The sequence below is a fragment of the Sphingobacterium sp. CZ-2 genome (genome assembly GCF_004526235.1).
Taxonomy (GTDB): domain Bacteria; phylum Bacteroidota; class Bacteroidia; order Sphingobacteriales; family Sphingobacteriaceae; genus Sphingobacterium; species Sphingobacterium tenebrionis.
Genome location: NZ_CP038159.1, coordinates 976,143 through 999,149 on the forward strand (window position 1 = coordinate 976,143; position 23,007 = coordinate 999,149).

Genomic DNA, 23,007 nt, shown 5'->3' on the forward strand with positions numbered 1-23,007 from the left:
AAGCCTTACATCACATCTTTGTATTAAATCAGATAACCATTTTTAGTTTCATATCTTTAGCCATGAAGAATCGCATACTAACTATAGCATTACTATTTTCGGGTTTGGGTAGTTTTTCCTGCCACAACCAAGTTCAGGAAAAACCTGTTTCAAAAGCAGATACCACAACCCAATCGATTCCAAAAGAAGACAGCCTACTCAACAAAATACAATCACAGACCCTGCAATATTTTTGGGAAGGTGCAGAACCGAATTCCGGATTGGCCAGAGAACGAATCCATATTGATGGCGTCTATCCGCAGAACGACCCGCAGGTTGTTACTATCGGCGGAAGCGGATTCGGCATCATGGGATTGGTAGTAGGCATGGAACGTGGATTCATCAATAAAGAAGAAGGAACCCAAAGGCTGGATAAAATCATGGATTTCCTAGGAAAGATCGAGCGTTTTCATGGCGCATGGTCACACTGGTACCATGGTGACACAGGCAAGGTCAAAGCATTTAGTGAAAAAGATAATGGTGGAGATATTGTAGAGACCGCTTTTTTGACCCAAGCCCTTATCGTGGTTCGGGAATATTTCAAAAATGGAAATGATCTACAAAAATCCATCGCCAAAAAGGCTGATGCCCTATGGAAGGAAATCAACTGGAAACATTATACCAATGGTCAGCATGTAATCTATTGGCATTGGAGCAAAACCCATGAATTTGGGATGAACCATGCTGTACAGGGATACGATGAATGTTTGATCACCTATATTCTTGCAGCCTCCTCACCTACACACCCTATTGATACTGCTGTTTATAACCAAGGTTGGGCTAGGAATGGGGCGATTAAAAGTGACCTTAAGAAATTTGACATCCCTATCAGCATCAAGCATAATGCTAAGCCTGGAGAAGTGGGGCCTCTATTTTGGGCACATTATTCCTTTATGGGACTAAACCCTAGCGATCTTCAAGATGCCTATGTGAACTACGGCGATGTGGTGAAGAACCATACTAAGATCAATATTGCGTATAGTGAGGCCAATCCGAAAGGTTATAAAGGTTATGGTGCGGACAAAGGCTGGGGATGGACCGCAAGCTATTCGATTGCAGGTTATGATGCCCATCATCCCGATAATGATAAATCGGTGATCAGCCCAACAGCAGCCCTATCGTCCATGCCTTATGCTCCTAAAGAATCAATTGCCTTCGCCAAATACCTATTCGATCAGCTTGGCAATAAGGTCTGGGGGAAATATGGCTTTTATGATGCCTATAGCGAAACAGAAAACTGGTATCCACAACGCTATCTGGCCATTGACCAAGGACCAATCGTAGTCATGATCGAAAATTACAGGACAGGATTGATCTGGGACCTATTCATGCAGGCGCCAGAAATTCAAAAAGGATTAAAAAAATTAGGCTTCAAAAGCCCGAACATAAAATAGCTTCACATAGCGTTCAATTAATAGCTTGACCCATGAACATATTGAAATCAACAAGTCTTGCCGTATTGATTTTTAGCACTTTAAATCTTTTCGGACAGGAAAAATCGAAAATGGATGCCTTTATCAACGAATTGATGGGTAAAATGACCGTGGAAGAGAAAATCGGGCAGCTCAATCTGGTTACCGGTGGTGAGGCGACTACCGGATCGGTGGTTTCCAGCAATGTAGAGAACAATATCAAAGCTGGAAAAATTGGCGGGATCTTTAGCATGTCCAGCCCGGAAAAGATCCGTAAGGCGCAGGAGTTAGCTATCAAGCATTCCCGCTTAAAAATCCCTATTATCTTCGGGATGGATGTTATTCACGGCTATAAAACGGTATTTCCGATCCCTTTGGGATTGGCCGCCACATGGGATATGCCCTTAATCCAACAGACTGCGCGCGTAGCGGCTGTCGAAGCAGCAGCGGATGGGATAAATTGGACATTCTCGCCCATGGTCGATATTTCGAGGGATGCCCGTTGGGGTAGGATTTCGGAGGGAAGCGGTGAAGATACCTACCTAAGCTCCAGAATCGCACGGGAAATGGTCATTGGTTATCAAGGTGATGATTTGGGTAAATACAATACGCTCATGGCCTGTGTAAAGCATTTTGCACTATATGGGGCAGCCGAAGCTGGAAGAGATTACCATACCACCGATATGAGCCTACATCGCATGTACAACGAATATCTCCCGCCTTATAAAGCAGCCTTAGATGCGGGTGCCATGTCTGTCATGACTTCCTTTAACGACATCAATGGTGTGCCAGCTACCGCAAACAAATGGTTATTGACTGATCTTTTGCGGAAGGATTGGAAATTCGATGGTCTGGTGGTTACCGATTATACGGCCGTAAATGAGCTTATTGAGCATGGATTGGGTGATCTTCAACAGGTTTCTGCCCTATCCCTTAAGGCCGGGGTGGATATGGACATGGTTGGTGAGGGTTTTCTGACCACCTTGAAAAAATCCATGGATGAAGGGAAAGTTTCCCTAACTGAAATCGATCGGGCATGCCGTTATGTGTTGGAAGCCAAATACAGGTTGGGATTATTTGAAGACCCATTCCGATATTGTAATGAAGACAGGGCAAAGAAAGAGATCGGAAAGGCAGAACATCTGCGCTTGGCGCGTGAGGCCGCTGGAAAATCCTTTGTTCTATTGAAAAATGAAGGGCAGGTCTTACCGCTTAAAAAACAGGGAACGGTGGCTGTTATAGGTCCATTGGCAAATACTGGTGCGAATATGCCCGGAACTTGGAGTGTAAGTGCGGATCTGCAAAAAACGCTTTCATTGGTTGATGGAATGAAGGCCGCATTAGGCAATAAGGTTAAAATTGTAAGTCATTTAGGAGCTAATCTTACTTCAGATGCTAAATTACAGGAACGATCAACGATGTTTGGAAGGACGATCCCTCGGGATGAACGGCCAGCGGAAACTGTTATCCAGGAAGCTTTGGAAGTAAGTAAGGGGGCAGATGTTATTGTTGCTGCATTGGGAGAAAGTTCGGAGATGAGTGGTGAAAGCTCTAGCAGGACGGATTTGAATATCCCTGATTCGCAGAGGAAATTATTGGAAGCTTTATTGAAAACCGGGAAACCTGTTGTTTTGGTATTGTTTGCAGGGAGACCATTGACTTTAACATGGGAGGATGAACATGTTCCAGCGATATTGAATGTTTGGTTTGGAGGAACAGAGACGGGTAAGGCAGTGGCGGATGTTTTGTTTGGAGATGTGAATCCTTCGGGAAAATTACCGGCAACATTTCCGAGGAATGTTGGTCAGTTACCGATTTATTATAGCCAAAAGAATACGGGTAGACCTTTGGGAGAAGGGCAATGGTTCCAGAAGTTCAGAAGTAATTATTTGGATGTGGCTAATGATCCTTTATATCCTTTTGGGTATGGATTGAGCTATAGTAAATTTGATTATGGAAAACTTCAATTGGATAAGGATAAGTTTGCTAAGGGTGAGGAGATTAGGGTGTCTGTGGAACTGAGTAATTCGGGGAATTTTGATGGGGAGGAAGTGGTGCAATTGTATGTTAGGGATATGGTTGGATCTGTGACAAGACCTATTAAGGAATTGAAGAATTTCCAGAAGGTTTTCTTGAAGAAGGGTGAGAAGAAAAAGATTGAGTTTGTGATTACGGAAGAGGATTTGAGATTTTATAATCAAAGTTTGGAGTTTGTTTCTGAGCCTGGAGCATTTAAGGTTTTTGTTGGTGGTAATGTTAGGGATGTGCAGGAAGCAGATTTTGAGTTGATGGAAAGATAACAGCGTCATTGCAAATCCTCGTCATTGCGAGGAGGCACGACGAAGCAATCTTTCTCCCCGTCATTGCGAGGAGGCACGACGAAGCAATCTTTAGCCATGTCATGGTGAGCGCAGTCGAACCATCTGTTCGTTTACCAGCGTACAGATCCTTCGACTACGCTCAGGATGACAAAGGGAAAGTTCAGGATGACCTAGAAAAAGATTGCTTCGTTCCTCGCAATGACGCAAGTTTCCTCGCAATGACGCAAGTTTCCTCGCAATGACGAGAAATCTACTCCGCGAAATAACTTACCTCAACAAATTTCTGCGTACTACTTCCCTCCGATTCTTCCAACTGAAACTCCTTAACCACCCCAGCAACAGTCAAAACTCCTTCCGGCAATTCCATCTCCGATTTCTCATGTGCCAATAAAACACCTGTCCCATTCCCCTCTTCCATCAATTCATAAACCGTATAAGTCTCCGAAATCGGGATCAACGTAAAAGTATCCACCACCGGAATCTGAATAAAACCAGTCACATACCCTGCTTCCTCAATTTTCCTTACTGTCCCCCTAATAATCACATTCGTAGAAATCTTATTATCGTTCAGGTTCCGCACCGAATGCAAGGTCTCCGCCTGATACTTCGTATAATTCTCAGAAAGCGTATCATCAAACCTTCCTTCCACTTCCAATTGCTCCCGTGATGATAATTTAGATAACGCCAATTGCAGATACAGCACCGCTTTCTGCTTTTCAAACACTACACCGGCTAATTTCCCCACTTCCGAAGGAGAAATAATATCATCATCCGCACTGGTAAAAATATTGTAAAACTTACCGCCATTATCCAACAGATCAATTGCTTGGCTGGCACTTGTAAAAGGTTTAATCAATTCCATAGATATATCATTTTTGAATATCTAAATTTACCAATTATTTTTCTCTTTGCATATCCCAACGTTCCTCAAATACCGGAATATAATCCAGAAATTGAGAATCTTCATCCGCATATTTCTTAAGGATCGACACCCATTCGTCAAACTTCTTCCGATCCTTTACGTGGAAAAAACTCTGCACCATATTGATCGCCATTTCAGCTTTTTGATAGTTATCATTTGAAAGATCAATGCCTTTTAAATAAATCCGTTCTGCCTCTTTTAGGTTGTTCAAGTGTTTAAATGAAAACCCTAACTCCCTATAAAACCAAAAGTTATCTGGATCATTTTCGATAGCCTTATTCAAAACCACCACCGCTTTGTAAAAACTTCCGATATGGTTATAGGCATAGGCCAGCTCAAATTCAAGGCCTTCAAGATGGGGATCCTTCTCATAAACTTTCAACAGGATCGGCAATGCCAAATCACTTACGCCGGCCGCATTGTATGCCCTTCCTTTGGCTACCTGATATTTATCGGTTTTTTCGTTGACTTTATAAACAGACAACCAATTTGGTTCTCTGGGCAGCTTCAGCTCCTGCACCTGCTTATCCGATAATATAGCGACATCTACTGTCCTTGAATCCAGTCTTGATGCCATAATAGCATCTGTAATCGGATCCAATAAAACCAAGCCACCCTCCTTATCTAGAACTGTTGCATGATGCCGAAAAGAAAACCCAGAAAGCTCATCTAAGTAAACAAATCCAATCAAATGCTTTTTAGGATTCCCAGTGCCTTCAAATACCACCCACTTATCCAGTGCATCGTAAAACTTTTGATCGAAGGACAACACTTGAGCATTTCCAAAAAATGCAGCAAAAACAAACGAAATGATTAATAAAGAGGATTTCATCCAGACAATTTATTATTTCCAAGACCAGTTCAAATCTTCGATATAAGCAATCTGAAGATCTTCGGATAATTTATAGAAATAGTCGCCTACGGATTGCGTATCTACCTTCGATTTAGGAATGATAAATCCATGGCCTACATCGATCATCAGATAAAACGCCTTTCCGGTTTCAATAATCTCCGTCAGTTCCTCATATTGCACCTTGGTTTCCTTCATCCCATCATTTGAAAAAATATGATCATCCAGAAATTCCATGGTTACCATCTTATCTAAACTTTTACTCAGGTTGAGTTGGATATGCTTTTTAAAATGCTTGATATACTTTTTAGCTTCATAGCCAGGATAACTAAAAACCCACATCACTGCTATAGCAAGAAAGATATAAGCTCCTAATTGATAGCCTTTATATAAAAAGTAAGCACCGATTAATAGATAGATTACAGGAATTATCCATTTCGTTAACTGTCTCCTTTTTCTAATACTTTCTGTTTTGGATGCCACGTATAGATTAAAGTCCACGTAGTCCGCTTCACTAAGGGTAAATTCTAATTTCATATCGGCTTATCTAGCATGCTGTTTTTCTATTTACCTTAAAAGTACAGGTTTTATTGGTTTATAATGGCAGATTAGTCGAAAAACTCTGCTGGATATTGGACTACAGTTCTTGAAAACGCTGCTAATGCCCCAGGAAAAAGTTCCAATGCCATGCAGTTTTCTTCAGGTACATCAAATGGTAATTCAATGCCAAAATTTTTACATAATTGATAACCAAATCGGGGATAATAATCAGCATGGCCTAAAAGTATGACGGCCTTAAAGTTCAGACTTTTCGCCTTTCTATGGACCTCTCCGATCAATGCTGCGCCAATTCCTTGGTTTTGGTATTCCGGATGTACAGCTACAGGCGCAAGAGCCAGAAACTGATCCACATTTTCAGGAATAATCACTGCCCCATCTTTAGGAACGAGTTTTATTTTTGTGAGCAAGATATAGCCTACAATTTTACCGTTCTGTTCTGCCACAAGAGATAGCTCCGGCACAAAGGCTTTAGATTTCCTTAATCTTTCGACCAAAAATTGCTCTTGATGGTCTGTATAGACCTCCTTTTCAAAAGCATCTTTTATTAAATGGAATACCTGATCAAAATCCTGCGGACTTTCCTGCTTTATTTCCATTTCGAAATCCATTTTTGCTCTACTTGGGAAACCTTTTTACTATCTGCCACATAGGCCGGATTTGGCATATACCACGGTATTTGTTCATAATAACTTTTGAGATCCTTGTCGTGAAAAACAAATCCCCTCCTTGCAAAAGGCAAATTCCGAAAGATCTTCCGTTGAAGCGAAGAAATAGGCTCATCAATTGCCAATTTCTCTTGTTGATGAATGGAAAATGGCAAATAAAAATCGATTTCATTATTATTCATGGATTGCAAATAGGTGTTTAGACTATAAATGAACAGTTCACCTTTTGGCTTAAAATTCTTTTTATGAAAGGTCAATGAGCCATCCTGCACATAAAATGTAACTGCATCCTTATCTTTAATGCCATTTGGAGAGCCTTTTACATCCTTCTTTTTACCAATTCCATTGATTTTCCAGTCTTCTTTATTCGTAAAAAAGGTTTTTTGAATATCAAACTCCTCGAAATCACCCAAATCTACATTCAAGGTAAAATCATCTATTTGTTTATTTGCCCAACGATTAGCCGCTGTTAATACATATTCAAAATCATAGTGGTAATCAACACTACCCGATACATCAAATTTATAGGTATGCTTTACGATATTCTTTCCCTTTTTAAATTTCGCCTTAAAATGATAGACATAAAAGAAGTCCACATAATTTCCGGAAGTATTACCCCCAAAAGTCTTCAGATCGATGCTTTTGATTTTCCCCTGTTGATTATAGAGTGAATCCGCCACATAGGAGACTTGATATTTCAGGTTATTCCCATTCATATTTACCGTAAAATCATGCATGTATGGATGAAGTCCTTTTTTAGGAGCTCCATCTACATCCCCTTGCGGAGACATGGCTTCAAAACCAACAATGATTTCTTTATCTGCACCGGGATTAAAAAACTCGTAATACACCGATACTTCAATAAATTGATTATTGATCTTTTTGATGTTAAGGATTTCCTTTTGAACGGAAATATCAGTTTCCTGAATTGGAATCAACTGATTTCCAGAGGCAAAATAAGCACCATCATTCGCGTAAATGGATATATGGCAAAAAAGGATTAAAATAAATAATAGAAATTTTCTCATAATCATTATAAGGATGGTAGAAATAAACAATTTTAGTGTACAATAATATCTTTTGCATTTTATTGATACTTTTTATCTAAATATTCAGTGTAATCATCTCTTATTTTTTTGTAATCCATATCATTAGGAATAGTTTTTCCCATAGAAATACTTTTTACAAAAGGAGAAATAGCAAAGTCATCATTTTGTTCTCGCGTTAGCGAATCAAGATAATTTTCAATTAACTTAGATAAACTTACTTTATTTGTTGAAGCATATTTTTTTGCTCGCTCAATTACGTTTTTATTTAATTTTAGTGTTAATATAGAATCCATTATCTTCAATTTGGATAAATAAACATAAATAAATTATTCTGTCAATAAAGTTGGAGGTCATCATATTTTCTCCCCAGCAAAAAAGTGATCGGTATTGATAGTAATCAGCGTAGATTTTCCTGTTGAAATCTTTGAATTCTCCACTATTAATTTAAAGGCCTCCATACTTTGTTTGGGCATTAAATTCGACCAAAAAAAGATGATGGTATTATTTGTTTTAGATACAGGTAAACTAAATTCATTTAAAATATAATTTAAACCTTTATTTTCTTTTATTTGAGCTGAGGTTTTAGGAATAAATTCATCGAACTTACCATCATAATTCCAATCTAAAGACCCTCCAATAGATGCTTTGGCATAACAATTTGCATGGAATGAAACTAGCGTGTCATTCGTATAATAATGAATTTGAAGGGGTTGTTTCAAATCATTTTTATATAAATCGCCAAAGCCTTCCACATAGGTAAGAAATTGTTCCTTTGAAATTGTTTTCGTGATAATATTTGGATTTAATTTTTTAAAATTCTTTTCGAACTGTTCAACTTTATTATTATCGAATTCTTTAATGGCTTCAATACCAGCTACCTTATACATTATACTCTTGCACCCTGAAATTGTCACGAATAATATCAGGAATATAAAAATTAACCTTATAAATTTTAATGGATTTGACATCTATTAAATTTACCACAAATTTTTCATAACTTTCTATCTATAACGGCTTTTCTAAGGACGAATGTACTTATATGAAATATTAAACATCTTCCATAAAGACAGATTGCTAAAAGTTGGCTACGAGGCAAAACCATAGTGAAAGTATACTGAAAGTATGCAAAATGTATGCTTCATATACTCTTTCAGTACTTTAACCCTACTTTAAACATACTTAAAGCACGATTCTAACCTGAATTCAAACATATTTTGAATGGGTAGCATGGAAACCATGGCCAAAAAATGGATAATTATTGTTAAGCCTTCCAGAATCGAACACCCGCCTGCGCATGACTGAACCCTCACAACGCAAAAAAGCTTCAATCTTGCGATTGAAGCTTTTTATGCGGAGAGTGAGGGACTTGAACCTATGAATACTTAAAATTTGAATAAATACAAATAGATACTTTAAAATACTGATAGTCTTTAATATAGATTATCATAGCAATTCATTAATTATCACCGATTATCAAAATAGTGTCCCCTAAATTGTCCCCCTTTTAAGATAATTAGTTATATTTGAAATGCATTTAAAAATTATTTCATGGCCTTACTAACAACTAATTTTATCCTTCGTACTGATAAAATGAATAAGCTTGGTGAAAGTCCAATATTATTCACTATTTCAGTAGCAGGAAATAGAAAGAAAATATCAACCGGCATAAATATTCTACCTGAATATTGGAATGACCAATTAAAACAGATAATATATTTAAATCGAAAAACTGCAAAGATTTTATTTCCAGATCGTGTATTTGAAAATTTATTAAATGAGGATGAGGTAGCCGAATTCAACAACCAACTTAATGACTTGGTTAAGCAAGCAAATGAAACTGCTCAAAGATTTTATTTGGATAGGAAGTCATTTACAGTTTCTGATATTGCATCTGAAATTTCTATTTTAAAAAGAGTTCTTTCTAAAAAAGAGGAACCCAATAAATTTCTTTTTGATTTTATTGATAGATATATTAGGGAGAATGAAGATAAAAGACAAAAAGGCAGTCTAACGGTTTACAAATCATTAAAGAAACATCTCCAAGATTTTCAGGATTTCACAAAGGTTAAGATAAAATTTGAATCGATTAACTACAGTTTTTTTGATAGCTTTCAAACCTTTCTAATCAACAAAAGAATGGTAGTGTCTGGAGAAGAAAGAGGCTTAAGTAATACCACAATAGCGAAGCAGCTTTCTACTTTAAAAACATTTTTAGGATATGCCCAGAAATTTGATATACCAGTTAGCGACAGCTTTAGGAAGTTTTCTATTGAAAGAGAAGAATTGCCAGTAATTTCTTTGACCGAAAATGAGTTTTTAACTCTTTTTAATATTGATTTTTCGAATTTGCCTAATAAAATAGCTTCTTATCAGAATCCAGAAGAATTCATATTATCAGCTACACTTAATAAGGTCCGGGATATCTTTTGTTTTGGTTGCTCCACTGGGTTAAGATATTCGGATCTTTCAGCTTTAAAATGGACGAATGTTAAAGGTAATGAATTAAGATTAACTGTTACAAAAACGAAAAGACCTCTTAGGATACCTTTAAATGGGTATTCATCAGAAATATTGAAGCGGTATGAGGATAAATTATATCCATTACCAAAACTTAGTAGTCAAAAGTTCAACAAGTATATAAAAGAGCTTTGTCTTTTTGCAGAAATAAATGAAGAAGTAGAAATTATTCGTTACAAGGGAGCTAAGAAGGTTGAAAAAATATTTCCAAAATATAAATTGATATCAGCACATACGGCGAGAAAGACTTTTTGTACCCTTTCCCTGGAAAGAGGTATGTCGGCTGAACAAGTCATGAAGATCAGTGGGCATAAAGATTATAGATCGTTCCAGAGATACGTAAATATAAGTGAAAATATAAAGCGAAAGGCAATGCAAGATGCTTGGGGTAATCCAATATCATTCTTAAAGAAAGTTTCAGGGGGTGAATGATGAAAAAGAAAATAAGCTACTCAAAACATAGAAGTTTAACGGATGTTCTTACAGATAACGAAATTGCCGAAATAAGTTGTTATTACTATGATTTTAAGCTGCAGAAGTCACTAAGAAATACAAATAGAGCTTTAGTATTCTTTAATACAGCTAGTGAAATTTTAGAACTATTATACGCAAATGTTTATGAAAGGGATTCTTTAGAATTGTTTCTAAAAAATGAATATTTTGATAAAATCCCGGATTATATCGATAGATCGTTAATATTTAGTTATGTAAACGCACTCATTAATAATGAATATTTCACCGATATTTCTATTGGAGTTAAACATTCAATTAATTCTTTAACATTATATCTAGTATCATACTATTCAAATGTGACCCAAAAGAGAGAAGTGAGTATTTCTAATCTATTTAGAGATCCGTATGCCAAGGATTTTAAAAGCTTTTTAAAAATTCTCAATAAACCTAACTTAGATATTAATTTTATAGATGATGGTTTTAAATGGTTAAATGGTCATGGGGCTAACGTTGCATTAAAAGTGTACTATACTGCGCTTATGGAAGAAAAAATACTTAAGGAACGAACTAAGGCAACTCAGTTTTTTAATGGTTGTAAGGCATTTTTTAATGAAGGTGATAAAATAGGTCTATCAAATCAAAAATTAATAAATTTTAATACATCCTCTAACAAATATTTAGACATCTTCAAGTCCTTAATTAAGGATGTAAAAAATAACATTTAGCTATTTTAAAATTACTCATTGCGCCTCAAATAAAATTTGAGGCTTTTTTTTGATGTAAATTACGCATTTGCGTAAAAGCAAAAAAAAGCGTAATGTATTTATTTGTATTTGAAAATCTCTAAATCAATCCGCCACTTAGTATCTAATTGTATCTAAACATATTTTTACCTATCAAGTTATTCTATTGCGTAAATGCATATAATAATGGTCTTTATTAGCCTTTTATTTGCTTTATAGTTCAAACTCAAAAAGAATGTCATGAAAAAAAATTTAGATCCTAACAGGGAGTTAGTTAAAGCAGAAGACGTTTGTTCTCATTTCAAAATAAGCAATTCAACACTTCAGCGAATGAAAAAGTCTGGTTCAATACCATTTGTAAAGTATGGAAAAACGTATCGATTTAATATTGACGAAGTCCAGCAAGCTCTTTTTAAACAGGGAAGAAAGAGGGCATTTAATTAATTGAAGATATCATAAAAATTGAAAAGGAGGTAGCAATGAAACGTCGAAATATCACAACCACCCCCAGGGAGTTAGCCAAATATAATCAAATTATTTCAAGAAAGTACTTCAAACAGAAGTTGAGCGTGCTCAGGTTTTTGAAAGAAAGCGAAACCCCTCAATGTATGAGACAGATCGAGGCAGCAACCTCGGTACCTGTGTATACCATCTGCAGAATCATAAGACATTTTGAAAAAGCTGGAGTTATTGAAAATAAATATGATGGGAAATCTCAATTGTCCGGTTTCCCTAGCGTTCACCATTATGGATTATCTGATAAGAGGAAAGGGAATTTCAATGTATAGCGAAACTTTCCTTAAGGAAGCAATCAAAGGTAATATTGAGGTGATTGATTATGAAGATGATTCTATCAAGATTTGCCATTACATTTTACGATTTGGTACCGAATTGCACTCAATAACCTTTAAAGCTTCAGGTAAAACCATGATCAATATGGAGCCACAAATCAAATCAATGGGTTATAAGAGCATCCTGGAATTCTTTCATAAAAATCCAAGTGCAGTCAATCCCTGGTTAGACGGTAAGAATGAAGGAAAGGTATTTATTTCTTCTTTAAAAATTGACAACCATGGATTACAATAGATTCAGGGACCAATTAGACAGCGCCACAAGACGGGAATTTGATTTTGAAATGATTATGTCAAAATTGAGCTTCATGGGACACGATGAAAGATTCGTTTACTACGAAAGCATCCTAACGACTGGTTTTACAACTTATGGAAGAATGGATAAGTCCACTAAAGTTGTTGAGTTGGATATTATTAAAACTATCAGAGCTCAAGGCTATTCCAGCTTGAAGGAATATCTATATAAATTTCCAAGCATGGTTAATTATGTTCTTGATGGACTAAATCAGGGATACTTATTTATAGACAGGAAAGGGATGAAAAATGAGTGAGTTAAATAGCTATAAATTATCTCGTGATTGGTTTGATTTTGTTCACCTAAATCCGGACAAAGTTACGGGAAACCATACAGCTCTATACATGTGGCTAGTGGAATTAAATAATAGATTACAATGGCGAGAAAAATTCAACATCACTACTCGTGAATGCATGGATGGCATGTCTGCAAAAAGTAGAAATACTTATTCAAAATGTCTCCAAGAATTAATTGATTGGGGTTTTGTGATAATGCTGGTAAAAAGTCATAACCAGCACCAATGTAATGTAATTAGCTTGCTCAAAAATTGTGCAAGCACTGATACAAGCACTGATACAAGCACAGTAGCAACCACTGTAGCAATCACTCATACTATTCATAAAACAAAGAAACAACCAAAATCAATCAAACTAAGTAAAGAGGAATTTTCTAAAAGCTTGATAAAGGAGGGTGCAGACCCTCAACATGTAAATGATTGGATTGCGGCTTTAGAAGAAAAAACAGTTTCTTTTACTTTTTCCTTCCTTGAGGGATTTAAGGAAAAATGCATAAACCAAAATTATCCTATCCCATTAGCTGTAAAAAAATGTGCTCAATTCCAATGGAAATCTTTTGATAAAGATTGGCTAAAAGAAGAATCTAAAATCAAAGAAGGTATGATTGATTTGGGTGATGGAATTTTTTTATCTCTATCTGATATCAAACAAATGCCAATTTCTGATAGGGAAACATTATACAAAAAAGGTTTAATAGACAAAAAGCTTGCTAATATTCCAGGATTATGATAAAAGAAACATTACAGGCCCTAGTTATTGAAGAAATCGTATTAGGCTCACTTTTCGAAAGACAAGCCCTTGAAAACGTAATTGACAAAATTTCAATTGATGCATTTACCACGCCGGTTAATCAATCAATTTTCCGGGCAATTAGAACTTTATACACGTCCTCTTTGGGAGTGGATCTTGCTTCTGTAAGCAACCAAATTGAAAAGAACGGAGATAAGAAACTTTTTGGAAATGATTCAATCCCATTTAGATTAACCGGTTTGTTAGATAGAATTGTCAATACGATCAATATTGAGCAACATATTCACATCCTTAAGGAGTTTCAAATCAAAAGAGAGTCGATTAAATCAGCAAATCAACTGATCAGGGATTGCTATGATCCTACGAAGGATGTATTTGAGGTAATTGGCGCATTCAGAACGAACAATGACCATCTTTTGCATGAAGCTCTAACCAAACCGGAAACAAGCCAACTGGAAGCAGTAAACGAGGCTTTTAAGCAAATTGAAGAAAACGCACTTAAAGCAAAGAATGGATTAACAGGAATACCATCGCTAATAGATGATCTTGATTCAATAACCGGCGGGTGGCAAAATACTGACCTTATCGTTTTGGCTGCAAGGTCAGCAATGGGTAAGACATCATTAGCATTGACTTTGACCAATAACGCTGCAGTTTCTGGCTATAGCGTTGCATTCTTTTCGTTGGAGATGGCAAAAAATCAAATTCTATCAAAACTTTTTTCAATTAACAGCCAAGTTCCATTTGAAAACATTCGAAAAGGTAAAATGACCTCTGAAGATTGGTCTCAACTTAATTTCTGTATGGATGATATTTCTCAATTGCCTATCGTTTGGGACGATGCTAAAATGGGTATAACTGAACTTATAGCAAAAGCTAAGCGCATTAAACGAAAATATGACACCAAACTTTTTGTAATTGATTACTTACAACATATTAGTAGTGTAGCACATTCAAATACAATTACAAGGGATCGCGAGATAGGTCAATGGACTCAAGCGCTTAAAAACCTAGCTAAAGAATTGAACGTGCCAATCATTGTTTTGAGCCAACTGAGCAGGAATGTTGAAAATAGAGCCGACAAAAGGCCTATGCTTTCAGATTTAAGGGAATCAGGATCAATTGAGCAAGATGCCGACATGGTACTTTTCCTTTATCGACCTGAATACTACAAGATAGAAACGGATATTCTGGGCAATTCTACAGATGGCAGAGCGGAGATCATAATCGCAAAGCACCGAAACGGAAGATGTGATACCGTCTCTGCAATATTTGATAAGAATACAACCGGTTTCACCAGTATTACTGAAGAATTTTACAACAATATTTAAATAAAAATGCAATGGAAAAAGAAGAATTAGAAAACGAAAAACGAGAATTAGAATCTCGCTTAAAAGAAATTGATTTAGAAATGAAAGGGATGTCACGTCCAGCATTAGATGTACTCAACGGGCTTAAAAAGCAACAAGAGGCTAGAGACAGACAAAACACACAATATAAAGCACAAAGTAAAAAATATTAATACGTATGGCACAGAAACTAAAAAGTAAGATGGTTTATTATCACTCACAAAGTGAAAATATTTTCAGGGAAAGAATGCCACAAATAGCAATATTGGTGAACTCAATGAAACCACATTTGCAAAGGCTCGGATTTTTAAATGGAGATAAGTTCACTAAAATTGCCAAGAATATTCTTGAAAACAAGTATTCTTTAATTGACGATATGATTACTGATCAAGTTAAAAAGAACGGTGGAAATATCGAATATGTCGAAAATCAAATCAGGAAAGACCTCGAGGAAAAAAAGCGTCAACTAGTATCTTTAGTAGATGTAATCAATTCAAAAATTGAATCACAAAGAGATATGGGTTTACAAAGGCCTAGTGGCCGTACAATAGATTATAATCAATGCCTCTCTCAAAATTTTCTTTCTATCGACGAAATAAACGACGTCTTTCTAGTGGATGAACAATCTGTTATTAATGTTAAGTCAAGATTTGAAATCCATTTAGAAGGAGATGGCCTAAGACTCTTTGAAGAATTATGTAGCGTGGCGGACATCTTAAACTCGATAATTGAGCGAGTAAAAAAGATGGGGGTCGATACCTTCTATTTCTCTCCACTGGATTTATTGATAAGTGATATGAATCAAAAAGACTTTAAAGTTGATTCATTAGAAATCTATTCGCTGTTAGTGAAATATGGTGAATTAGTACCGGTTTGGGAACAAGAAAATTAAAAGAACATGGAAAAAGTAGACATAATCGAAATAAAGAAACCTGAAGTAATTTCTATTCTTACTATCGACAGGCCATTGAAAAGGTCATTGATCGACTATATCCTTCGACGGGAACCGAAAATAAAAAAGGAAAGCTTTGAAATTACCTCAACAAAATTGGGTGTTAGGATCAGATACGCCCAGATCATGAGAAAGATGGATAGCTTTACCATGTCCGAATCAGTAGACATGATGTCCCTAGGTTTATTTCTTTCTTCTGAGCACGTTGAAAACCTTGTTTATGCGATGGCGGTACTGGTTGTAAACGATCCGTTCAAATCACCTCCAAAATGGCTTTGCGAGCAACTAAAAAAAATGAATGAAGTAGAATTCAATCTATTAAAGGATGTTCTGTTAAAGGCCTTGGATATGCCTTCATTCATTCAATCTATTGTCATTTTAAAAGGGTTAGGATTAACCTATGAAGAAAATGGAGATTCAGAATAGCAAATATTTGAATATGAGGTTAGCCTTTGGCGTTCTGTCAGAGGCTAAGACCTCAATTATTATGGATGATATGGAGATAGTCTTTTCTCCACCTAGTTTTGGATCCTATTTATTGTTCACTAGGGAATTAGGTAATATGGAAAATCTTGTTTTTGATCTCAATGATTTGGATCTTTTATATAAACCCTTATCAATAATTTTTTTTGGTAAAAATGTTATTCCAGATTGGTTCAATACCTTTCTCATGAACCTAACTAATGCTGACCTTCTAAGGATCATCCACCTTGTTAAGAATTCTGTTGTAATTGATGAAATATACTCAATGTACGGACTGGATAAAATCAAGGCGTCCTCTGACGATTTGGATAAATCACCTAAGAAGAAATTTTGGGCAGGTAGTAGGAAGATCAATTATTGGGAGATGATGGGCAATGTTGTTAAGTTCTGGGGGATTTCATTCAACGAGGTAATTTGGGGTTTATCCTATCAGAACATTCTATTGATGAACATGAGCATTCCAAAATTTGACAAGGAAGGCAACAAGATTGAAGCAGGTGGAGAGCTTACCGGAATGCAGTTTTTGCAAAACTTGAAAGCAAAAAAAGATGCAAGCAAATGATCAATTTAAAGATTAAAAATGAAAATCAGATTTTAAAAGTACTCAAGCAGAAAACTGAAAAAGTAATTGAAGAAGCAGCTGAAAAACTTTTCCAAATGGGCCAGTCAACAATTAAGGATGCTAGGGACAATGCTAAGTTCATGAATCACACCAATAACCTTAGAAGCTCTTTAGGTGTAGCTGTTTCGCTTAACGGCAAGATCCTCAAATCAGACTTTGAACTTGTCGGTGATGGGAAAAAAGGAGATGGTTCAGATGGTTATGCTAAAGCTGAAAAACTGATAAATGAAAGAGTTGAAGAATATAAGGATAAGCTATTGCTGATTCTTGTAGCTGGTGAAGATTATGCAATGTATGTAGAGAATAGAGCAAACAAGTCAGTTCTTACAACATTTGCGAGACAATTAATAAAGAAATTAAAATAGATAGAGATGGCAATAGAATTGAATGATGGAGGTGCTGCACTAGAGTTAAAAGCAACTTTAGACACGGCAGATATCCAAAAGAAATGGAAAGATCTATTAAATGGGTTAAAAACTGAATCAGATAAATTTTGGGAGGGAGTGAAAAAGAACCCTTCTGGATCCGGTCCCAAATTACCTGAGTTTGACGCCAATGCGGCCAAGACAATTCAAGGTGCAATGGTTGCATTGGGGCAATTGGAGGAAAAGGCCCAAGAATCGGCTTACCGATTAGCAGAACTTAGATCACGTGTAACGGAATTGAGCCAGGCCAAAGCAGAATTAAAGAGACAATTGGCCGCTGGAACTCTTTCCACCGAACAATATAACAAAGCCCTTGGAGCAATCGAGATTCAGCAACGACAAGCTGCAATTTCATTAAAGGCACTAAATAAAGATATCCAACAATCTATTCAACTGGAAAACGTTGCAGCTGGATCATTGGAAGAAGGTAGAATAAAACTAGCCCAATATAATGCTGAAATCGTGAAGATGGGCGGTGCAATGGATGGGTCCAACAAGGAAGTAAATGAAATGATCGCCAAACAGCAGGAGCTCTACAAACAGGTTTCTGCAATGGAGCAAAAGATGGGAACTTATGGCCGTAATGTAGGTAACTACGCTTCGGGGTGGAATGGAATGCAGAATTCGATCAATCAAATGACCAGAGAATTACCCGCATTTACATATTCCGTGCAAACTGGTTTTATGGCTCTGAGCAATAACATTCCAATTTTTGTTGACGAACTGAATAAGGCCGCTTCAGCTAATAAAGCATTGACTGCTGAAGGAAAAAAAGGAGTTCCAGTATGGAAGCAATTAGTTAGTGGTTTGTTCTCATGGCAGACAGCATTATCAATTGGAATTACTTTACTTACTGTTTCTGGAAAAGAAATTGGTGAGTGGGTGAAAGCATTGTTCAAAGGCAAAGATGCTTTAGCTGAACTCAAAAAAGCCAATCAAGATTTCAATGCAACCCGTTTGGAAGGAACTAAGAGCGCCCAAGGTGAATTGACCTCTTTAAAAACTTTGTATAGGGCAGCTACTGATAATAAACTTTCCTACAATGAAAGGTTAAAAGCTGTAAAGCAGCTTCAGCAACAATATCCGGAATATTTCAAAAAAATGGATACCGAGGCAATACTTGCCGGAAAAGCAACAAATGCATACGGACAACTTTCTAAATCTATACTTGCAACAGCTCAGGCCAGGGCTTATGAAAATAAGATTACTGAAATCAGCACAAAGATGCTGGAAAACAATGATGCTATTTTGGAAAAGCGTAATTCCGTTTCAAAGCGTGATCGATCTAAAATGCAATTCGAGGATGATCTTATCAAAAATGGTGGTATGGTCACTTCTGCATCAACATGGGGTAGCGGTACTTCTGCGCCCAGAAAAGCCCTTGCAGATGCCGATATTATGGAAAAGGCCAACAAAAAGCTTTCCAAGCAAATCAATAGATATGAGAGTGAAATTGATAAATTGATCAAAACAAATGGTGTATCTATCATAACTGGTGATTACGGCGATGGAAAAGCTCCAAAGATCAGTACCAGCGAATTGAATGAATATAAATCCCTTGTTGATAAGATTGCAGACATTGACAAAGAATATGCCCGTAAATTCATGGATTCCAATGAAGCAGAAATACAATCAGTCAGGGATAAGTTTGCTGAAATTAAGAAAGAAATCCAAGAATACAATAGCAAAAATCCAAAGATTAAAATCAATACAACTGTTATCGATCAGATAGAGCAACGTGCAGTTAAGGAAACCGAATTCAAACAAGGCACCGATGAGTTAGTTAAGGATCTTGAGGAACAGAAGCGCATTTATGATTCGTATAACGCCTACGGGAAAGAAGTTGGAGAGAAAGCTGCAAAGGAACATTTCAGTGATCAATTATCCATCGTTGAAAATTTTCGTTCAAATTTAGAGGCTGAATATTTAAAAGCCTCAACCTTAGAGGAAACTACAATGCTTAGCGGCTTCAAAGGCACTACGGCCAAATTGACCCTAGCTCAAAAGGAAAGAGTGGACGAATTAGGGAAAATGAAAAAAGCTGCGAAAGATCAGGACGAGCAAATGGCTAAACAGGAATTCGCAGATGCTCTATCTTTAGCTTCTACCTATGATGACGATGTACTTAAACTTCAGCAGGAATATCAGCAAAAACTAAAAGTTTTGGGCTCAAAAGCCACTGAGGAACAAAAGGCCCAATTGAAAAAACGATATGACGAAGAGATCAGCTCATTGACTAATGTAAACCTTCAAAAGCAGGTTGAATGGGAAAAGGTCTTTAATTCACTTCAGTTTTATTCTAAGAAAGCAACGGATAAAGTTTTGGACGATATTCAGACCAGATTAGATGCTGAATTAAAAGCAGGAAAATTGACCAAACAGGATTATGATCAGTTGACAAACGAACTGAATTCAGCAAAGACCCAGAACAATATCGATAAGTCTTGGATTGCTTCAAAATCAGCTTTGGACAATTATAGGAAATCGCTTAAGGAATACGGGAAAGAAAGCGATGAAACCAAGAAAGCGCAAAGCGGAATGTTTTCAGCACTTTCAAGGGACCTGGCTGATGCTTCTGGACTCATTGGCGATCTTTCGGGCATGCTTGATTCTCTGGGGGCCAGTTCTGGCCTTCAGGACACTATCCAAAAGATAGGCTCTTTAACTGATGGATTAAGCGGAGTTGCAGCAGGAATAGCTTCAGGGAACCCAATTGCCGTGATATCAGGATCTATAAAAGTTCTGACTGCAGTTATTGATATTTTCAATACTAAGGACAAAAAAATACAGAAACAGCTAGATAGGTACCAAGAACAATTATCTTCATTGGAAAGTTCCTTTTCTAAGATTGACAAACAATTGAACGATTCAGTAGGTGAAAGTATCTATGCAAACAGTGAGCTTGCAATTAAGAATCTAAGGGAGCAGCAAAGATTGATGTCCCAAATGGCCAGAGCCGAGGAACAAAAGAAGAAATCCGACAAATCAAAGGTGCAGGGATATAAGGATGGTATAAGTCAGATCGATGATGAAATTGCAGCAATCGAAAAATCAATGAAAGAAATGCGTGTAGGGACAGATATCAAGCAACTGTCCCAAAGTATTTCTGATGCCCTTATTTCTGCCTTTGAGGAAGGTGCTGATGCAATAGAAGCAACTGACAAAGTATTTGATAAATTCATAAAGAATGCTCTCGCAAACAGCCTAAAATTAAAATACATCGAACCGATAATAAAAGGATTGATCAATGATCTGGATTCTTTCATGGAGGCAAATGACAATAACCTTGCTGGATTCAATTTTGAAGGGTACAAAACCCAAGTAAATGAAGCAGGGAAAATGATCGGATCAATGTTGGAAAACCTTTATGGAGGTTTGGGCCTGAAAAAAGAAAGTGAGAGTAACACAAGGGGGCTAGAAGGTTCGATATCTAGGGCAATTACTGAAAGCTCTAGTTCTGAGCAATTGGGAATTATTGGAGTAAAAATTAAAAATATTTAATATGTCAGGATATTCAGCATTATACATAAGAACAGCAGAAACAGATTATATTTTCTTAGCAAACGACACAGCTGCGATGATTAAAATCCCACTTATAGTTGGAGATAAAACCTACGATAAGACACATTCAAAGTTTACTTCCAAAAATTTTTATTACCAACACTTAAAATCAAGCATTATTGTTACCGGCTCAGTTGAATTAGGGATAAAAGTTCATGAATTTATTGAGGACCAAAATATTGATAGCTATGATGGATTATTAGATTCCTTGCGGAATGATCTCAATACCTATTTGAAGGATTTTATTGATAACTATCCATGGGATCTTTCAAATAAATATTCCTATCCAGGACTTTTAGGGCAAATAATTGTTCACGGACTATCAACTCTTGACAAAAACGGTAATAAAAGGCCAAGGAACTTGCTGTTAGGGAGAAGGTTACACTTTTTAAGGGATCGTGTTAAAGATTGCGGAACCATAAACCCTGAAACTGATGATTATGAAGGGAATGTATGTCATTTGAACGATGATCCAATACTTCCAATGGAAGAATTTGAAAAGATCGCCGATGACAATCAGAAGCTGATGAATGAAAATTTCTATCTAGGTTCAATGAACATTGTTAAGCAGCAATTGATCAGATCGAACGAGCTTTTTAATGAATCTGATCGAGAAAGAATATTTTCCGCAGGGGAAATCCATCTAACAGTTTTCCAATGCAATAAAAATGATCGCTATGGAGATACCTTAACAGTTTCCCAAATGCTTGTACATAGGTTCGATGACTACGAAGATATCCAAAAGGAACAGCAGCAATTGCAGGATCGCTTGAAAAATGGTTTGGTAAAACACGATGTTATGTCCGAAATGGTCAGCGATACTTTAAATAAAATTAGAAAGGAAAGACAAAATGAACATTCAAGAAATATATAATGCTGCCTACAAAGCCGGAGCATGCACAGAAAAAGGTCTAAAAATGATTAGCCGGGCAAATAATGTGAATGATCTAATTGATTTGATGAAGTCTCCACAGGGAATTGAATTTTGTATGAAAAACCAATTTCCGTCTTTGGATCTATTGAACGAGTATAGAGAACAATTAGAATCAAATAACATCTATCCTAAAGGTACAGATAAAACGATTATAAACCCTCGATTTGTAATTGTTTTCGGGGGCTCTATAACGGTCCAAGTCGATGATTTCAACGTTTGCGAGATCTATGCAACAAACGATTCAAAAGTCATTGTGAAGGCCTCAGATAATGCTTATGTTTCAATTGAATTACATCATGATTCGATAGCTGAAACAACAAAAAGTGGAAAATCTAATATCTTATTGATTAACAAGACATTGGTTAAGAAGTGAATTACTAAAGTAGTTAAAAGTAGTAATTAGTGATTATGGAAAAGAAACAGGTAGGAAGGCCCCCAGGCGGTAAACGTTTAGGGGGCCGCGCAAAAGGAACTCCAAACAAAATTAATAAAGAGGTGCGGGAGATAATTAAAGACATTGCCAGCGATTATTTTAATAACGGAGAGTTTACCAAGGATTTTAAAAAACTAAGTCCCAAAGACAAGATAATGGCAATGGAAAAGGTTATGAAATTTGCCATTCCTACACTATCATCGGTTGACGCTAAAGTTTACACAAATCAACAATTGGAAGATAAAGTTAAAAATATGACTGATGATCAATTTTTCACCTTGGTTGATATGGCCATGGGAATAAACGAAGATGATGATGAGGAATAATGAAGACATAAGTCAAGATCTTTCTGAAAGGAAATTGCAGATGAGGAAAATGATAATCGAAGGCATAAGAAACGGTGAAGATATTTCCATGGACCGATGGCTTTATGAGAATGATACCGAAAATGGTATTCCGATTGAATCATGGTTAGAGGCAAATGAAGAGGATTTATAGATGGGGGAAATTTCCCCTATCTAAAT

The 23,007-nt window shown here is 36.5% G+C and carries 27 protein-coding genes; 20 read left to right on the forward strand and 7 right to left on the reverse strand.

The window, feature by feature from the left end:
* Positions 1–62: 62 nt before the first annotated feature.
* Both E3D81_RS04430 and bglX read left to right on the forward strand, forming a co-directional pair.
* A complete protein-coding gene (locus E3D81_RS04430) occupies positions 63–1,433 on the forward strand; it encodes a glucoamylase family protein (RefSeq protein WP_134776560.1) in 1,371 nt (456 codons plus the stop codon).
* A gap of 32 nt (positions 1,434–1,465) precedes the next feature.
* A complete protein-coding gene (bglX, locus tag E3D81_RS04435) occupies positions 1,466–3,751 on the forward strand; it encodes a beta-glucosidase BglX (RefSeq protein ID WP_134776561.1) in 2,286 nt (761 codons plus the stop codon).
* Between the two features lie 271 nt (positions 3,752–4,022).
* On the opposite strand, the gene E3D81_RS04440 is transcribed toward bglX, so the two are convergent.
* From E3D81_RS04440 to E3D81_RS04470, 7 genes are all read right to left on the reverse strand, one after another.
* Positions 4,023–4,634, reverse strand: coding sequence for a hypothetical protein (locus E3D81_RS04440; protein WP_134776562.1), 612 nt, complete (start codon positions 4,632–4,634; stop codon positions 4,023–4,025).
* Between the two features lie 34 nt (positions 4,635–4,668).
* A complete protein-coding gene (locus tag E3D81_RS04445; RefSeq protein WP_134776563.1) occupies positions 4,669–5,526 on the reverse strand; it encodes a tetratricopeptide repeat protein in 858 nt (285 codons plus the stop codon).
* Positions 5,527–5,538: 12 nt separating this feature from the next.
* Positions 5,539–6,081, reverse strand: a complete 543-nt coding sequence (locus E3D81_RS04450) for a YcxB family protein (RefSeq protein ID WP_134776564.1) — start codon at positions 6,079–6,081, stop codon at positions 5,539–5,541.
* Between the two features lie 71 nt (positions 6,082–6,152).
* A complete protein-coding gene (locus tag E3D81_RS04455; protein ID WP_134776565.1) occupies positions 6,153–6,701 on the reverse strand; it encodes a GNAT family N-acetyltransferase in 549 nt (182 codons plus the stop codon).
* Positions 6,692–7,798 (reverse strand): YARHG domain-containing protein, encoded by a 1,107-nt coding sequence (locus tag E3D81_RS04460; protein ID WP_134776566.1) that lies wholly within the window; start codon positions 7,796–7,798, stop codon positions 6,692–6,694. The genes E3D81_RS04455 and E3D81_RS04460 overlap by 10 nt, the downstream gene beginning before the upstream one ends.
* Positions 7,799–7,857: 59 nt before the next feature.
* Positions 7,858–8,112, reverse strand: a complete 255-nt coding sequence (locus E3D81_RS04465; RefSeq protein ID WP_134776567.1) for a DUF6364 family protein — start codon at positions 8,110–8,112, stop codon at positions 7,858–7,860.
* 60 nt (positions 8,113–8,172) lie between these two features.
* Positions 8,173–8,706, reverse strand: a complete 534-nt coding sequence (locus E3D81_RS04470) for a hypothetical protein (protein WP_134776568.1) — start codon at positions 8,704–8,706, stop codon at positions 8,173–8,175.
* A 661-nt stretch (positions 8,707–9,367) separates the two neighbouring features.
* Here E3D81_RS04470 and E3D81_RS04475 point away from each other — a divergent pair.
* The 18 genes from E3D81_RS04475 (at position 9,368) to E3D81_RS17565 (ending at position 22,981) form a co-directional block, all read left to right on the forward strand.
* Positions 9,368–10,768: a site-specific integrase gene (locus E3D81_RS04475; protein WP_134776569.1), complete on the forward strand. Its 1,401-nt coding sequence runs from the start codon at positions 9,368–9,370 to the stop codon at positions 10,766–10,768.
* On the forward strand, positions 10,765–11,514 hold the full coding sequence (locus tag E3D81_RS04480; RefSeq protein ID WP_134776570.1) for a hypothetical protein: 750 nt from the start codon (positions 10,765–10,767) through the stop codon (positions 11,512–11,514). The genes E3D81_RS04475 and E3D81_RS04480 overlap by 4 nt, the downstream gene beginning before the upstream one ends.
* A 258-nt stretch (positions 11,515–11,772) precedes the next feature.
* Positions 11,773–11,976, forward strand: a complete 204-nt coding sequence (locus tag E3D81_RS04485; protein ID WP_134776571.1) for an excisionase family DNA-binding protein — start codon at positions 11,773–11,775, stop codon at positions 11,974–11,976.
* 35 nt (positions 11,977–12,011) lie between these two features.
* A complete protein-coding gene (locus tag E3D81_RS17190; protein ID WP_167554229.1) occupies positions 12,012–12,320 on the forward strand; it encodes a MarR family transcriptional regulator in 309 nt (102 codons plus the stop codon).
* Complete coding sequence (locus tag E3D81_RS04490; RefSeq protein WP_134776572.1) at positions 12,280–12,618, forward strand: hypothetical protein; 339 nt, start codon at positions 12,280–12,282, stop codon at positions 12,616–12,618. The genes E3D81_RS17190 and E3D81_RS04490 overlap by 41 nt, the downstream gene beginning before the upstream one ends.
* The gene (locus E3D81_RS04495; protein ID WP_134776573.1) at positions 12,605–12,934 is read left to right on the forward strand and encodes a hypothetical protein; all 330 of its coding nucleotides are present in this window, start codon (positions 12,605–12,607) and stop codon (positions 12,932–12,934) included. Before E3D81_RS04490 ends, E3D81_RS04495 begins: the two co-directional genes overlap by 14 nt.
* On the forward strand, positions 12,927–13,703 hold the full coding sequence (locus E3D81_RS04500; protein ID WP_134776574.1) for a hypothetical protein: 777 nt from the start codon (positions 12,927–12,929) through the stop codon (positions 13,701–13,703). Before E3D81_RS04495 ends, E3D81_RS04500 begins: the two co-directional genes overlap by 8 nt.
* Positions 13,700–15,055 (forward strand): replicative DNA helicase, encoded by a 1,356-nt coding sequence (gene dnaB, locus E3D81_RS04505; RefSeq protein WP_134776575.1) that lies wholly within the window; start codon positions 13,700–13,702, stop codon positions 15,053–15,055. The genes E3D81_RS04500 and dnaB overlap by 4 nt, the downstream gene beginning before the upstream one ends.
* 11 nt (positions 15,056–15,066) lie before the next feature.
* The gene (locus E3D81_RS04510) at positions 15,067–15,246 is read left to right on the forward strand and encodes a hypothetical protein (protein WP_134776576.1); all 180 of its coding nucleotides are present in this window, start codon (positions 15,067–15,069) and stop codon (positions 15,244–15,246) included.
* Between the two features lie 5 nt (positions 15,247–15,251).
* A complete protein-coding gene (locus E3D81_RS04515; protein ID WP_134776577.1) occupies positions 15,252–15,965 on the forward strand; it encodes a hypothetical protein in 714 nt (237 codons plus the stop codon).
* 6 nt (positions 15,966–15,971) lie between these two features.
* Positions 15,972–16,451 carry a hypothetical protein gene (locus E3D81_RS04520; protein ID WP_134776578.1) on the forward strand — a complete coding sequence of 160 codons (480 nt, stop codon included), beginning with the start codon at positions 15,972–15,974 and terminating at the stop codon, positions 16,449–16,451.
* Positions 16,426–17,070 carry a hypothetical protein gene (locus E3D81_RS04525; RefSeq protein ID WP_134776579.1) on the forward strand — a complete coding sequence of 215 codons (645 nt, stop codon included), beginning with the start codon at positions 16,426–16,428 and terminating at the stop codon, positions 17,068–17,070. Before E3D81_RS04520 ends, E3D81_RS04525 begins: the two co-directional genes overlap by 26 nt.
* A complete protein-coding gene (locus E3D81_RS04530) occupies positions 17,067–17,495 on the forward strand; it encodes a hypothetical protein (protein WP_134776580.1) in 429 nt (142 codons plus the stop codon). Before E3D81_RS04525 ends, E3D81_RS04530 begins: the two co-directional genes overlap by 4 nt.
* Positions 17,496–17,501: 6 nt before the next feature.
* On the forward strand, positions 17,502–21,056 hold the full coding sequence (locus E3D81_RS04535; protein WP_134776581.1) for a hypothetical protein: 3,555 nt from the start codon (positions 17,502–17,504) through the stop codon (positions 21,054–21,056).
* A gap of 1 nt (position 21,057) precedes the next feature.
* On the forward strand, positions 21,058–21,990 hold the full coding sequence (locus E3D81_RS04540; protein ID WP_134776582.1) for a hypothetical protein: 933 nt from the start codon (positions 21,058–21,060) through the stop codon (positions 21,988–21,990).
* The gene (locus E3D81_RS04545) at positions 21,968–22,423 is read left to right on the forward strand and encodes a hypothetical protein (RefSeq protein ID WP_134776583.1); all 456 of its coding nucleotides are present in this window, start codon (positions 21,968–21,970) and stop codon (positions 22,421–22,423) included. The genes E3D81_RS04540 and E3D81_RS04545 overlap by 23 nt, the downstream gene beginning before the upstream one ends.
* 35 nt (positions 22,424–22,458) lie before the next feature.
* Positions 22,459–22,809 carry a hypothetical protein gene (locus tag E3D81_RS04550; protein WP_134776584.1) on the forward strand — a complete coding sequence of 117 codons (351 nt, stop codon included), beginning with the start codon at positions 22,459–22,461 and terminating at the stop codon, positions 22,807–22,809.
* 40 nt (positions 22,810–22,849) lie between these two features.
* Entirely contained in the window at positions 22,850–22,981 is a 132-nt protein-coding gene (locus tag E3D81_RS17565; RefSeq protein WP_262708801.1) for a hypothetical protein, read from the forward strand.
* Positions 22,982–23,007 lie beyond the last annotated feature (26 nt).

Bases quoted from the DNA above. Each gene is read 5' to 3' on its own strand.
- E3D81_RS04495 (WP_134776573.1), top strand. From the start codon at position 12,605: ATGGATTACAATAGATTCAGGGACCAATTAGACAGCGCCACAAGACGG.
- E3D81_RS04525 (WP_134776579.1), top strand. From the start codon at position 16,426: ATGAAGAAAATGGAGATTCAGAATAGCAAATATTTGAATATGAGGTTA.
- E3D81_RS04545 (WP_134776583.1), top strand. From the start codon at position 21,968: ATGAACATTCAAGAAATATATAATGCTGCCTACAAAGCCGGAGCATGC.
- E3D81_RS04520 (WP_134776578.1), top strand. From the start codon at position 15,972: ATGGAAAAAGTAGACATAATCGAAATAAAGAAACCTGAAGTAATTTCT.
- E3D81_RS04480 (WP_134776570.1), top strand. From the start codon at position 10,765: ATGATGAAAAAGAAAATAAGCTACTCAAAACATAGAAGTTTAACGGAT.
- E3D81_RS17565 (WP_262708801.1), top strand. From the start codon at position 22,850: ATGAGGAAAATGATAATCGAAGGCATAAGAAACGGTGAAGATATTTCC.
- E3D81_RS04430 (WP_134776560.1), top strand. From the start codon at position 63: ATGAAGAATCGCATACTAACTATAGCATTACTATTTTCGGGTTTGGGT.
- E3D81_RS04550 (WP_134776584.1), top strand. From the start codon at position 22,459: ATGGAAAAGAAACAGGTAGGAAGGCCCCCAGGCGGTAAACGTTTAGGG.
- E3D81_RS04540 (WP_134776582.1), top strand. From the start codon at position 21,058: ATGTCAGGATATTCAGCATTATACATAAGAACAGCAGAAACAGATTAT.
- E3D81_RS04500 (WP_134776574.1), top strand. From the start codon at position 12,927: ATGAGTGAGTTAAATAGCTATAAATTATCTCGTGATTGGTTTGATTTT.
- bglX (WP_134776561.1), top strand. From the start codon at position 1,466: ATGAACATATTGAAATCAACAAGTCTTGCCGTATTGATTTTTAGCACT.
- E3D81_RS04460 (WP_134776566.1), bottom strand. From the start codon at position 7,798: ATGAGAAAATTTCTATTATTTATTTTAATCCTTTTTTGCCATATATCC.
- E3D81_RS04515 (WP_134776577.1), top strand. From the start codon at position 15,252: ATGGCACAGAAACTAAAAAGTAAGATGGTTTATTATCACTCACAAAGT.
- E3D81_RS04485 (WP_134776571.1), top strand. From the start codon at position 11,773: ATGAAAAAAAATTTAGATCCTAACAGGGAGTTAGTTAAAGCAGAAGAC.
- E3D81_RS04440 (WP_134776562.1), bottom strand. From the start codon at position 4,634: ATGGAATTGATTAAACCTTTTACAAGTGCCAGCCAAGCAATTGATCTG.
- E3D81_RS04450 (WP_134776564.1), bottom strand. From the start codon at position 6,081: ATGAAATTAGAATTTACCCTTAGTGAAGCGGACTACGTGGACTTTAAT.
- E3D81_RS04535 (WP_134776581.1), top strand. From the start codon at position 17,502: ATGGCAATAGAATTGAATGATGGAGGTGCTGCACTAGAGTTAAAAGCA.
- E3D81_RS04445 (WP_134776563.1), bottom strand. From the start codon at position 5,526: ATGAAATCCTCTTTATTAATCATTTCGTTTGTTTTTGCTGCATTTTTT.
- E3D81_RS04490 (WP_134776572.1), top strand. From the start codon at position 12,280: ATGGATTATCTGATAAGAGGAAAGGGAATTTCAATGTATAGCGAAACT.
- E3D81_RS04465 (WP_134776567.1), bottom strand. From the start codon at position 8,112: ATGGATTCTATATTAACACTAAAATTAAATAAAAACGTAATTGAGCGA.
- E3D81_RS04455 (WP_134776565.1), bottom strand. From the start codon at position 6,701: ATGGAAATAAAGCAGGAAAGTCCGCAGGATTTTGATCAGGTATTCCAT.
- dnaB (WP_134776575.1), top strand. From the start codon at position 13,700: ATGATAAAAGAAACATTACAGGCCCTAGTTATTGAAGAAATCGTATTA.
- E3D81_RS17190 (WP_167554229.1), top strand. From the start codon at position 12,012: ATGAAACGTCGAAATATCACAACCACCCCCAGGGAGTTAGCCAAATAT.
- E3D81_RS04475 (WP_134776569.1), top strand. From the start codon at position 9,368: ATGGCCTTACTAACAACTAATTTTATCCTTCGTACTGATAAAATGAAT.
- E3D81_RS04510 (WP_134776576.1), top strand. From the start codon at position 15,067: ATGGAAAAAGAAGAATTAGAAAACGAAAAACGAGAATTAGAATCTCGC.
- E3D81_RS04470 (WP_134776568.1), bottom strand. From the start codon at position 8,706: ATGTATAAGGTAGCTGGTATTGAAGCCATTAAAGAATTCGATAATAAT.
- E3D81_RS04530 (WP_134776580.1), top strand. From the start codon at position 17,067: ATGATCAATTTAAAGATTAAAAATGAAAATCAGATTTTAAAAGTACTC.